Below are 11,880 nucleotides of genomic sequence, written 5' to 3' on the forward strand. Positions count from 1 at the left end.
TTTCAAGCTATGACAACTTTAGAGAACGACTACTTACGCGTCTCCGTTCGCTCGAAGGGGGCTGAGCTAACATCTATTTTTCATAAGCCTGGTGGCATCGAGCACCTCTGGCAAGCCGACCCAAACGTTTGGCCGTGGCATGCGCCGAATTTATTTCCCGTGGTAGGTGGCTGTTTAAATAATCAGCTGCTGATTGACGGAAAAACGCATCCTATGGAGCGTCACGGCTTTGCCCGGCACACTACGTTTGAAACAACCGAATCAACGACTACTCATGCCGTCTTTTCTCTGCATGCTAGCGACACCACCCGAGCTGCTTTTCCTTATGAGTTTACGTTTCAAATAATTTACGAGCTAGAAGGGCCTCACTTATCAATAACGTATCGGGTGGTTAACAATGACGAGCAGGGCATTTTCTTTTCGGTTGGTGCTCATCCCGCTTTTGCCGTTCCTTTTAATGCTGATGATACCTACGAAGATTATTACATTGAATTCGACCAGGCCGAGCCTTTAGAAACGCATATGCTCTCATCAGCGGGCTATTTCTCTGGCCAAACGAAGGCAATACCAACAGAGGGAAACAAATTAAGACTCACCAGGCACTTATTTGATCAGGATGCATTGGTGTTTAAAGACCTGGTGTCTCGGCGTGTTTCTATCCGTAGCGCAAAAAACAGTCACGCTGTAACGGTAGATTACCCTGAGTTTCCGTATCTAGGGATATGGGCTAAACCTGGCGCTTCCTTTGTTTGTATTGAGCCGTGGCTTGGTTGTGCCGATAGTGAGGGTGAACAGAAGCCAATCGACCAAAAAGAAGCGATTCAATACGTGAAAGAAGGAGATGTATTTGAAGCCACTTTTTCCATTAAGATTGAGTAACGGTTTACGATATTCTGTTTACGGCGGCTGACGCAGCAGCAAGGCTCAAACGTTAGCCATCGTAAACAGAATACCGGAAATTATTACTGTGTCTCTTCAAGAGGTGTAAAGTCCTTAAAAGTGCGCTTGATGGCCTTATCTGTAGCTTCTTTCTTACTCTGCCAGTTTGCGTCTAACTCTAGAGCAACGAGGCCGCTTAAGCTCATCGAATTGCGGAAGTCATCTAACTTTCGGATGAACTCACCGTTGCGCCGGGTTGATTTCAGGGCAAACTCACGGGCAAATACGTCGCCTTTGTTTTGAAGCTCACTTCGCTTACCGAGGACGTAATTATAGCGATCTAATAAGTCTTTCATGGACTTGCCGATAACTTCCGTTGCTTCGAGTGTTCCCATCGTTAAGACAGCCGTTCCACCTACGGCAGATACATATTTGGAGTTGTCGGCGTCAACAACAGGTGCTACTCCTGTTATGGCTCCAAGAGAAGCATTCGCTACCGATCGATTTCGCTTACCGCCTTTTGCCCTTTTGTAATCACGTTTGAGCTGCTCTTCTTTTTCGCCCAGCTGCTCGACCAGCCCCCAGGCTTGAACTAACAATTGCCGGTACTGAGCGTATAAATAGCGATCTTTTTCGCCTTCATTCACCGTGTTGAACACTGTAAAGGTAATTCGGCGTTCTTCCCGGTTCTGCGCTTTATCAAGCACGTAAAACGTAATTTGGACGTCTAATGAATCATAAGGATCTTTTACAAATTCATAACCGGGTTGCCAGATAAACTCATACTGGTTATCAGTATTCTTAACTAAAGCCGTTTTAGGAATCTGCCGGTTGTCTGATAAGAAATCAAACGTAGCAATATCGTCTTCTCCGTTCGGGTCAAGAAGAGAAAATTTTAGGTCGACGGTTGCGTTCTCCCGCAGTTTATAGTGCGTTTGCTTCGGAATAACAGCAATGTCAGGTGGAAGGTCCATCTGTGTTACCTCGACCTTTAACCGACCCTTGGTGCGCGCTTTAGCGGGTTGGTCTTCTACCCAGAATTCGATGTATTGTGGAGCCTGCTTTAATTTATTGAACTGATTCAGCGACAAGGTCCAGGTGAGTTCGCCTTGTGATGAAAGCCGACTCCCCTCTGGCATTTGGTCGGCAATTGGGATAAACACAATTGGATCGCCGTCGTCGTCATGGACCAGGTCGGGCTCCATTTTATATACGTTCTGTGTTCTGTAACGGACATAAAACGGCCGTAATTCGCCAACTATTGGAGCACGGTTAACGTGCAGCACTTTAAACTCGATGGTTTGCGACGTAGTTTGCCCGCGATGGTTGTGAGCTTCAAAAGTTACGGGGTATGATCTAGCTGTTTGGATTCGGTCAGCCAAATCAAAGCTAGGTGTCCAGCTAAAATGCCCTAATGAATCAAGTTCCATGCCTTCCTGTACGTCCGAACCGAAAGAGAATGTCAACGTATCAGTTGGGGCACTTGTGGCTCTTAAATCAAACCTAACTGTATTGCCTTCTGGTACAACATTCCAGTTAGCTTGTGTCGGAAATAGTAGTTGAAATGGCTTTGTATCTTGTGCATAGCTGCTAACAACAATTAAGTTTATAAGCAGCCAGGCCACACTACCGGCAATGCGGATCATAGACAATGGTCAGATAGTGGTCTGTCTTGAAGAACGTAAAAGTAAGGCGAAGATTTTGTTGAATGACTTCTAATACTGACGTTTTACTACTTTTCTTAGTTAAAACGCTACTTGTTCGCCCTATAATTATACTTTTTAAAGGTAGTCTAACAAAAAACCCCTCAATTGGAGGGGCTCTTTTTGTTAAGAAATTAATGGCGACTTAGTTCTTCTTAGGAGCTGGGGTTGCTGGGGTAGGGCTGCCACCCGTTGTAGCTGGCTTGGTAGCCGCAGCAGCTTTCGCCGGATCGATCCCTAGCTTCTTGAGAACTAACTCCGTGATGTTATTTTCTTCCGGAGCTACTAACAAAATGGGAATGGTATTAGCACCAGCGTCCAGATTGAAGACGTACTGGTAACCGTTGTCTTTGGCAACCGCATCAATAGCTTTCTGAATCTTCTGAACAACCGGATTAACCAACTGCTGATACTTGGTTTGCAATGATTGCTCGGCGGTACGGCCAAACTCCTGAATACGTGTTTGCAAGCCCTGTAATTCGGTTTCGCGGTCCTTACGGATCACGTCCGACATTTGCGCTGCCCCTTTCTGATAAGCATCATATTTGTCTTCCAGCTCTTTGTTCATGCGCTTCATCTCGTTCTCAGACTGCGTGCGCTGAATCGTCAACTGGTTTTGAATATCTTTAGCTTCAGGCGTCTGGGCCAGAACGTAATCAATGTTAGTATAGCCTAACTTCAGCGGACCAGCTGCGGTAGTCGTAGCCGTCGTTGGGGTTGGGGCTTGTGCCTGTGCGTTTAAACCGCCCATTAAAAGAGCTGCTGCAAACGCCATGACGAGGTTTTTCTTCATCGGGAATTGATTGTTTGTATTTACTTAGGTTTTGTGGTTGTTGCTTTGTTTGCTGGCGCATTGCCCGCTGTTGGTTTAGTATCCAGGTTTAACTCCTCCATCACATAATCTGTATAATCATGTTTAGGGTTAGTATAGAGCATGACAAAATCAGACGCTTTGTCGAACATAAAGTCTAACTTTTTCTGCAACGACACCTTCTCGATCGCTCGGTTTACTAACTCCATGGGGGCCTTCATGAGTTCTTTTTTCTTCTCAAAAAGAAGTCCCTGATAGCCAAACACCTTGTTGTTGTAATCACGGGCTTCACGCTCTTTATCGCTTAGTACCCGTTGCCGTTCGCGCTTCATGTCTTCGGTCAGCAGAATCTCCTCGGCCTGGTACGCCCTCTGTAATTTCTCGAGCTCAACGTATTTATCCTGGATGTCCTTCGACCACTTGTCAGTAAACTTGTCTATTTCACCTAATGCCTTTTGATACTCGGGCATTTTGCTGAAAATAAACTCAGTGTCTACGTATCCAAACTTCTGCGCTTTTGCAGGAGTTGCTAGCCAAACAGAACACAAAAATACAAAAAATAAGGCTTTTTTCATTGTTAGCCGTCTAATTTTTGCGGGAAGTGATTGATTGTCAGTTTAAACCTTTGTAGCGATTGGTGGTATAGGTTAGACTTAAAGGAGGCTCCAACGTTTAATCAGGACAGAAATTTATGAGCCAATTGCTAACCATAGCTGTTCTGATTAAACGTTGGAAAACCTGCAAATCTTATCTTATCTGCTGACCAATTGTGAAGTGGAACTGACCACTCGGCCCGGTTTTGGCTGTTCCTGGAATTGGGTCGAAACCATAACCATAGTCGATACCAATCAAACCAAAGGCAGGCATGAAGATACGGGCACCAAAACCGGCAGATCGCTTCAGATCGAATGGATTAAATTGTTTATAACTCCCCCAGTTGTTACCGGCTTCCAAAAAGCCTAGTACGAAAATGGTAGCCGATGGGTTTAGCGAAACCGGGTACCGGAGCTCGGCAACAAACTTGTTGTAAACGACACCTCCTCGGGTAACAGCATTGGTCTCTGGTGCGCGGTTGTAATCGGCGGTGTAAACGCTACGGTCGTCATAGCCACGCAGACCGATGATGTCTTGCGCTAACGCAAACTGGCCCTGACCGGCTAGCCCTGAGCCGCCCAACACGAACCGCTCAAATGGGCCAATGTCAGTACGACGGTTGTAGCTTCCCAAAAAGCCCATGTGCGCTCGGGTGTTCAACACCAGTTTACCAAATACAGTCTGGAACCAGCTGGCGTCGAACATCCATTTGTGGTATTCCACAAATTTGTATCGGTCTTCGGGTTTTGCTGTTTCGGTAATAGTACGGAACGCCGAGTAAGGGGGAGTAAACGAGCCGCTCAGGCTGAACGACGAACCACTACGTGGAAACTGCGGCTGGTCGATGCTGTTCCGAGACAGGGTCGTATTGAATGTAATGTTATTCGAAATACCATTGTTATAGCCAATACTGAATAAGTCCAGGTTGTTCAAATCATAACGCTGGAACGAAAGCGAATGACTTAAGGTGAAGAAGTCATCAGGCACCTTAAGCTGCCGACCTAAACCAATTGTGAAGGCCGTGTTGGTATATGCTCCAGTTGGTGTCTGCCCTGATAATGGTTTGTACAGGCTTGAAGGGTCAAGCGGATTATAGAACGTTTTATACACCGTATGGCTGGCACTGACCGAGAAGGCGTTTGGCTTCCGCCCACCGAGCCAGGGTTCCGTAAACGACAACGAATACACCTGATACTGCTGACCGTTTGCCTGGAAACGTAGCTGGACTCGTTGGCCGTCGCCCGCAGGCAGCGGACGCCAGGCGCTGAAGTTCGGAATATTCCGAGCTGAGAAGTTGTTGAACGTCAGACCGAGTGTTCCCACGAAGCCAACGTAACCACCCCAACCACCCGACAGTTCAATCTGGTCGGACGGCTTTTCTTCAACGGAGTATTCAATATCTACCGTACCATCATTCTGGGGAACAGGGTTGATGCCGATTTTCTCCGGATCGAAGTAACCAAGTGTGGCTAACTCGCGCTGAGTCCGGATCAGGTTCGTTTTAGAGAATTTCTGGCCGGGTAGCGTCCGGATGGTACGCATGACCACGTGGTCGCTGGTCTTGGTATTACCGTTCAGGATAACCCGGTTAATGGTCGCCTGCTTTCCTTCAAAAATGCGAATTTCAAGGTCAATAGAGTCACCGTCAATCGATTTTTCGATGGGTTGGGCATTGTAATACAAATAGCCGTCATCCATATACAGCGAGCTCAGGTCCTGGCCGGGGTTACCATTCAATTTCTTCTCCAGGTCTTCTGGATTGTAAACGTCACCTTTCGCTACCCCTAAGACCTCGCGCAACCGGTCGGCCGTGTAGAGGTAGTTACCCGAGAAATCAACCTTGCGGTAGTAGTACTTCCGCCCTTCGTTCAGAGTAATGTTCAGACTGATGGTTTTACCCCCATTGTTAATAATTGTATCCTTCTCGATAGCTGCATCCCGATAGCCCAGTTTGTTGTAATACTCAATGAGCTTCTGCTTGTCTTCTTCGTATTTTTTTGGAACGAACTTAGACGGGCTGAACAACCGCCCGAACCGCATCTCTTTCGTTCCTTTCATTTTCATCCGAACCGTCGATTCTTCGACTTCGTTGCGGCCCTCAAAATTGATCTTAGCTATTTTAACCTTCTGACCTTTATCGACCAACACCCGCATGGTAGCGTTGTTTCGAGCACTATCAGGAACCGTGGTGATTTTTACTTTCGTATTCAGGTAGCCTTTGTCTACGAAGAACTTACGAACGGCCAGCTGGGTGTTCTTAGTGATTGTGTTGGTAACAATCTTACCCAGGTTCAGCTTTACTTTATCTTTTAATTGATCTTGTTCCCCTTTTTTGACGCCCAGGAAACTAACCCGATAAAGGCGGGGCCGTTCCTGCACCCGAAATGTGAGAGCTACCTTACCTTCTCCAGTTTGTGTAGCAATGGTTTCAACATCATCCAACAGGCCGGACTCCATCAGCTTGCGTATTGATGAGCCGTTTGCTTCGCCCGGAAGACGGACTTTGTCGCCAACTTTCAGGCCAGTAAGAGAAACCAACGAGTTTGGATCGAGATAGCGGGTGCCTGTTACGGTGAGGCCGGTGATCTCATATTCTTTAGGGCTGGCGTAGTTAAGCAAATCATTGGGATCTGCTGCCGCTGTTTCGGTACCTCTACCGACGCCAACGCGTACCTGCGCCCTTACGTGGGCTGGAAGCAGGGTGAGGAGCAACAAAGCGGCCCCCAATATGACTTTTATACGGTGTTCCAAGTTTGTGGTATGTGTTATTTTATAACTGTTTTGTGTGGACTCCATTCAAGGCGAAACGGTTGGCATGCCCTTAAACCAGTTAGTATACAGACGATTATGTTGCTCTAGTTCACTCTATTTTACTAATTGTTCGCTGGTTTTACCGAACCGACGTTCGCGTCGCTGATAACTTAAGATAGCTTCGTATAGATGTTCTCTCCGGAAGTCGGGCCAGAGCACATCAGGCATATATAATTCAGAATAAGCCAACTGCCAGAGCATAAAATTACTGATACGCATTTCACCACTGGTCCGGATCATTAGCTCAGGGTCGGGAATACCGCTCGTTGACAAATGACTTCCGAACATGGCTTCATCAATCTCATCCGGTCTAAGCTTACCATCGCGGACATCGGTTGCCAGTTGACGAACGGCCTCTAAAATTTCCCAGCGTCCGCTATAACTTAAGGCCAATACAAGCGTTAATCCTGTATTGGCGGCTGTTTCGCGCATGGCCTCCGCTAGTTCGCGTCGACAATCGGCTGGCAGACTTTCGGTATGGCCAATGGTTGTCAGCCGCACGTTATTGTCCATTAGTGTTTTAATCTCCCCACGAATGGTGTGGACCAGCAGAGTCATTAACGCGTCTACTTCGATTTTGGGTCGGTTCCAGTTTTCTGTTGAGAAGGCGTAAAGCGTCAAGTACTTGACACCCAGCTCAGCACATCCTTCTGTTACCTCGCGCACGGCCTTAATCGCGTTACGGTGACCAAACACCCGGGCAGCGCCCTGCCGTTTCGCCCAACGTCCGTTTCCGTCCATAATAACGGCTATGTGCTGGGGCAGATTGCTCGGGTCAATGTGTTCCTTCATCCCAATGGGGGAGTTTTAACAGTATTTAACAAGACCGCGAAGGTACGAAATTTTAGCCAGTAAGTCAGTAGTCTATTTCGCTACTTGGACAGACGAATTAATTCAGCTGCTCAGGGACTAACGATCTCTCTTATCTTTGTTCGCATAAATCATATACGTATGAACAAACCACTGCTGAGCAGAACGCACCGGGCGTTCGTATTTGTCTTATTGTTGATTGCCGGATTGAGTTGTCAAACAAACGACGACACAGTTGCCATACCAAAGACCATAGCCGACCAGATTCTTGAAGACAATCAGTTTAGTCTGCTGCGGGCGGCTGTTACGTATGCGGAGGTAGGTGATGCGCTCAAGGGAGCTAATCTGACATTGTTTGCCCCGAACGATGCGGCTTTTCAGGCGTCGGGCTTAACCGAAGCGGGCATCCGGGCGTTGCCCAAGGAGCAGGTAAAGAACATTGTGCTTTACCACGTACTCTACTCATCCATTGGCTCATCAGCTATTCCATCGGGACAAAACTCGGTTCAGACGGCTACGAACGGGGTGGCGTTCATCAACAAGTCTGATAACATCATTCGGGTCAATAATGCACAAATTGTCCAGGCAGATCTGTCGACGGCTAATGGCTACATTCATGTGATTAACCGGGTGCTTAGTCCGTCAAACGGCAGCTTACTAGCGACTATTCAGAATAACCCCGATCTGACGCTATTGTCAGCTGCGGTCAGGCGCGTGGCATCGACGAATCCGACATTGTCGGCAGCGCTTAGCACAACGGCATCAACCAATACCGTGACTGTGTTTGCGCCCAATGATGCGGCTTTTAGAAGCGATAGCCGATACAGTACGGTCACCGCTATAGAAGCCGCGAATCCTCAGACATTGGCCAACATCCTGTCGTACCACATAATCACAGGAATAGTGTTTTCAAATCAACTTCAGTCGGGGTCGGTTAATACGTTGCTAAGCGGTAGCCGACTGACTATATCAGCCACGAATGGTAACGCAACCGTCAAAGGCAATAGAAACTCTACGGCTGCGACCATCAAAACACCGGACCTGGTAGCAAACAATGGCGTGGTTCATGTGATTGATCAGTTGCTACAGCCGTAAAGCGACTGATTTGCCAACGGTTGCCCGGTTAACGCGCTACGCGCCCAATGCATGACTTACGATGGTTTCTAAGATCCTTATTATTCTGGGAGTTGCTCTTCTGCTGGTCATTCTGGTAATGGTCGTAGCGGGATATATTGTTTCGGCTCCTCGTTATAAAGGACCGGTTAGCGATCATTTTGATGGCAAGGAGTTCCGGAATTTAGGGGGAGTGCAGGCCAAAGGATTGCGCGAAATTCCCGGTTGGCTACTAAATCGGCAACGAACCCAACCCTGGGGAACGTATCATAATAACAAGCCAGGTCCGCCACCTCCCGCACGGGTCAATAGTGAGATTGGCCAGTCTTTAGGCACGGGTCCTGTGCGCGTTACGTTCATTAATCACTCGACGGTGCTGTTGCAGTTTGATGGGTTGAACGTTCTAACTGATCCCATCTACTACGAACGGACAAGCCCGGTGCAGTTTGCCGGTCCCAAACGCAACAGCCCACCGGGTATTCGCTTCGATGACTTACCTAAGATTGATATCCTCTTGTTGAGTCACAACCATTGGGATCATCTGGACATTGGAACGGTGCAAAAGCTATGCACCCGTGATCAGCCCAGGGTATTTTGTCCGTTAGGGGTTAAAGCATTTCTGGAGGAGCGGGGTTGCGCAAACGTAACCGAAATGGATTGGGGGCAGGCAATCAACTATGCCGATGGAACGACGATCCATTGTGTACCGGCGCAGCACTTCTCGGGTCGAGGCATGTTCGATCGGAACGCGACGCTTTGGGCAGGTTATGTCATCGATAACAGGGCGGTAGGAAAACTTTATTTTGTAGGTGACACTGGCTATGGCCCTTTCCTGAAAGGGATTGGTCAGCAGTTCGGACCTTTACGGCTGGCGTTGATACCGATCGGGGCTTATAAACCGCCGTCGTTTATGGCACCAATTCACTGCTCACCGGCACAGGCGGTACAAATTCACGCCGATGTTCAGTCGAAACAGAGCGTTGCCATTCACTTTGGAACCTTTCCGCTGGCCGATGATGGCGAAACCGAACCAGTAGACGATCTGAACAAGGCTTTGACGGAAAAAGGCCTACCTGCCAACCGTTTTCGGGCGTTAAAAAACGGAGAGAGTTTCGTGATAAATTGAAAAAATTAGCCAGCATCCCAACGTTCCGCCACGATACGGGGTCATAAAGCGTATTGATAGTTATATTGTTAAATTAATTCCATGCGTACATTTCAATTAACGATTATCGGCGCTTTGTTCGTCGGTGGATTGGCCTCCTGCATGCAACAGGTCGATTCAACGAATGCAAACTACGATCAGAACGATGCTCAGATTCAAACTTATGCATCGGCTAAACAGTTGGGCGGTCAGTTAACCTCCACGGGTTTATACTATAAAATTACGGTAGCTAATCCGACCGGCAGAACGCCAAAGGTTGGTGAGGAGGTTGAATTTACCTATAAATCATATAATCTTCAGGACGTGCTGGTAGATAGCACCAAGGCGAATTTGCCTGTATACTATCCGTTTGGGCTTCAATCTATTCTGGCGGGTTTAGAGGAAGGGCTGGGCCTGATGCACGAAGGCGAGAAAGCTACGCTTCTGATTCCATCCTATCTGGGCTACGGCGATCAGGCCGTGAACGCCAACTTGCCGGCTTATTCAGTCGTTCGGTTCGATGTGCAGCTAAATCGTACACGGACAGAGACCGAACAGATCAACGATTACATTGCTCGTAACAATCTGGTCATCACTGATTCAAGTGCAACCGGTCTGAAGTTTATCAAAACGCAGGATAATCCAGCTGGTCGGCAGCCTGGTCTGGGGCAAACGTTAACCATTCGCTACAAGGGTAAAATGCTACGGTCGGCATCCGCATTTGACAGCACGGGTACGAGTACCGTTGACGTCGTTCTCGGACAGAATCGGTTTATCAAAGGGTTTGAAGAAGGACTGTCGAGATTGAGAGAAGGAGAGAAAGCAACAGTTATTTTCCCGTCGGCAATTGGCTATAGTACCCAGGGAGCTGTAAGTGCTAACCGCTATATTGTTACACCCTACGCACCCCTGCGTTTTGATCTGGAACTGGTTTCGGCAAAATAGGTTTTGTGTATTCAAGTTAACTTTGTGGTGGCCTGTGTTCTTCGCAGGCCACTTTTGTTTGGATTGCCTTCTCAACGTGCTGCGTGAAAATTTGTCAAACGTTACAACACGGTCCGGTTCAGGGGTATCGATTCGGCTACTCGCCGGTTCGGTTTATGCGGCCTTTACCTGTTTGGTGCTATTACGTAGACGGCCTGTTGGTTGATACGGCTCAACGACACATGCAACGCGAAGTAGTGCAGACGTTGGCCAACACGCGCATCGATCAGATTACCCTCACTCATTTTCACGAAGACCATTCTGGTAATGCCAAGGCTTTAAGTCAGGCTCATGAATGCCCTATCCTAGCGGGGCCGTTAACGGCCGAACGTATTACCAAAAGGTTCCATTTATTACCCTACGAACGTTTCTGGTTTGGCGAGATTGATCCGTGCCCGGACGTAGTACCATTATCCGCCGTTCTTGAAACGGAACGGTATCGACTCTATCCAATTTTAACGCTGGGGCATTCCGATGATCATCATGTCTTTCTGGAGCCGAATGAAGGTTGGCTCTTCTCCGGTGATTTCTACGTTGGTAATCTGAAAATCTTCCGAAAAGGCGAGAACATTTACCAGATGATTACGTCGACACGGCAGCTATTAAAACATGACTTCGACGTTGTCTTTTGTGGGCATAACCCTGTGCTGAAACAGGGTCGGCAGGCGGTAGAACGCAAACTTCAGTATCTCGAAACACTTGTCGAACGAGTTTGGACGGCCCACCGGCGTGGGTTACGTGGACAAGCGCTTGTGCGGGCTGCGGGTTTGCAGGAACAGTGGTGGCTCCGCGCCTTCACGGGCGACGATGTTAGTGCCTTACGCCTAGTCGAATCAATACTCAATGATACTGATCGGCATCCTAACAGCATCAATTAAGTGTTATTTTACTGTCGATAACATGTATGGTGGCTAATCTGTAGCCTGGACGGCCACGTCTGGGTAGCCGTCCAGGCTAATCAGATAGCTTTTGTTTTCAGACTAGGGGGTATTCAGACGTGGCCACGTTTGGGCTACAGAATCCTTGATTAT

10 protein-coding genes are annotated in these 11,880 nt (G+C 47.9%); 5 read left to right on the forward strand and 5 right to left on the reverse strand.

The window, feature by feature from the left end; all coding sequences use genetic code 11:
- Positions 1 to 9 precede the first annotated feature (9 nt).
- Positions 10 to 879, forward strand: coding sequence for an aldose 1-epimerase family protein (locus ACFSUS_RS12920; RefSeq protein ID WP_381523173.1), 870 nt, complete (start codon positions 10 to 12; stop codon positions 877 to 879).
- 83 nt (positions 880 to 962) lie between these two features.
- On the opposite strand, the gene ACFSUS_RS12925 is transcribed toward ACFSUS_RS12920, so the two are convergent.
- The 5 genes from ACFSUS_RS12925 to ACFSUS_RS12945 form a co-directional block, all read right to left on the reverse strand.
- Positions 963 to 2,525 (reverse strand): hypothetical protein, encoded by a 1,563-nt coding sequence (locus tag ACFSUS_RS12925; RefSeq protein WP_381523175.1) that lies wholly within the window; start codon positions 2,523 to 2,525, stop codon positions 963 to 965.
- A gap of 202 nt (positions 2,526 to 2,727) precedes the next feature.
- Positions 2,728 to 3,375 (reverse strand): OmpH family outer membrane protein, encoded by a 648-nt coding sequence (locus ACFSUS_RS12930; RefSeq protein WP_381523177.1) that lies wholly within the window; start codon positions 3,373 to 3,375, stop codon positions 2,728 to 2,730.
- A gap of 20 nt (positions 3,376 to 3,395) precedes the next feature.
- Positions 3,396 to 3,968, reverse strand: a complete 573-nt coding sequence (locus ACFSUS_RS12935) for an OmpH family outer membrane protein (RefSeq protein ID WP_381523178.1) — start codon at positions 3,966 to 3,968, stop codon at positions 3,396 to 3,398.
- Positions 3,969 to 4,140: 172 nt separating this feature from the next.
- Positions 4,141 to 6,738 (reverse strand): outer membrane protein assembly factor BamA, encoded by a 2,598-nt coding sequence (gene bamA, locus ACFSUS_RS12940; RefSeq protein ID WP_381523180.1) that lies wholly within the window; start codon positions 6,736 to 6,738, stop codon positions 4,141 to 4,143.
- A gap of 114 nt (positions 6,739 to 6,852) precedes the next feature.
- Positions 6,853 to 7,590, reverse strand: coding sequence for an isoprenyl transferase (locus ACFSUS_RS12945; protein WP_381523182.1), 738 nt, complete (start codon positions 7,588 to 7,590; stop codon positions 6,853 to 6,855).
- Positions 7,591 to 7,749: 159 nt separating this feature from the next.
- On the opposite strand from ACFSUS_RS12945, the gene ACFSUS_RS12950 reads away from it, so the two are divergent.
- The 4 genes from ACFSUS_RS12950 (at position 7,750) to ACFSUS_RS12965 (ending at position 11,727) form a co-directional block, all read left to right on the forward strand.
- Positions 7,750 to 8,703: a fasciclin domain-containing protein gene (locus tag ACFSUS_RS12950; RefSeq protein ID WP_381523183.1), complete on the forward strand. Its 954-nt coding sequence runs from the start codon at positions 7,750 to 7,752 to the stop codon at positions 8,701 to 8,703.
- Between the two features lie 61 nt (positions 8,704 to 8,764).
- The gene (locus tag ACFSUS_RS12955) at positions 8,765 to 9,847 is read left to right on the forward strand and encodes an MBL fold metallo-hydrolase (RefSeq protein WP_381523184.1); all 1,083 of its coding nucleotides are present in this window, start codon (positions 8,765 to 8,767) and stop codon (positions 9,845 to 9,847) included.
- An 81-nt stretch (positions 9,848 to 9,928) separates the two neighbouring features.
- Positions 9,929 to 10,810 (forward strand): FKBP-type peptidyl-prolyl cis-trans isomerase, encoded by an 882-nt coding sequence (locus ACFSUS_RS12960; protein ID WP_381523186.1) that lies wholly within the window; start codon positions 9,929 to 9,931, stop codon positions 10,808 to 10,810.
- An 83-nt stretch (positions 10,811 to 10,893) separates the two neighbouring features.
- On the forward strand, positions 10,894 to 11,727 hold the full coding sequence (locus tag ACFSUS_RS12965) for an MBL fold metallo-hydrolase (RefSeq protein ID WP_381523187.1): 834 nt from the start codon (positions 10,894 to 10,896) through the stop codon (positions 11,725 to 11,727).
- Positions 11,728 to 11,880: the final 153 nt, after the last annotated feature.

It is taken from the genome of Spirosoma soli (assembly GCF_042684525.1).
GTDB lineage: Bacteria > Bacteroidota > Bacteroidia > Cytophagales > Spirosomataceae > Spirosoma > Spirosoma soli.

Coding starts and splice junctions, on each gene's coding strand:
- ACFSUS_RS12950 (WP_381523183.1), top strand. CDS start 7,750: ATGAACAAACCACTGCTGAGCAGAACGCACCGGGCGTTCGTATTTGTC.
- ACFSUS_RS12930 (WP_381523177.1), bottom strand. CDS start 3,375: ATGAAGAAAAACCTCGTCATGGCGTTTGCAGCAGCTCTTTTAATGGGC.
- ACFSUS_RS12925 (WP_381523175.1), bottom strand. CDS start 2,525: ATGATCCGCATTGCCGGTAGTGTGGCCTGGCTGCTTATAAACTTAATT.
- ACFSUS_RS12960 (WP_381523186.1), top strand. CDS start 9,929: ATGCGTACATTTCAATTAACGATTATCGGCGCTTTGTTCGTCGGTGGA.
- ACFSUS_RS12935 (WP_381523178.1), bottom strand. CDS start 3,968: ATGAAAAAAGCCTTATTTTTTGTATTTTTGTGTTCTGTTTGGCTAGCA.
- ACFSUS_RS12920 (WP_381523173.1), top strand. CDS start 10: ATGACAACTTTAGAGAACGACTACTTACGCGTCTCCGTTCGCTCGAAG.
- ACFSUS_RS12955 (WP_381523184.1), top strand. CDS start 8,765: ATGGTTTCTAAGATCCTTATTATTCTGGGAGTTGCTCTTCTGCTGGTC.
- ACFSUS_RS12945 (WP_381523182.1), bottom strand. CDS start 7,590: ATGAAGGAACACATTGACCCGAGCAATCTGCCCCAGCACATAGCCGTT.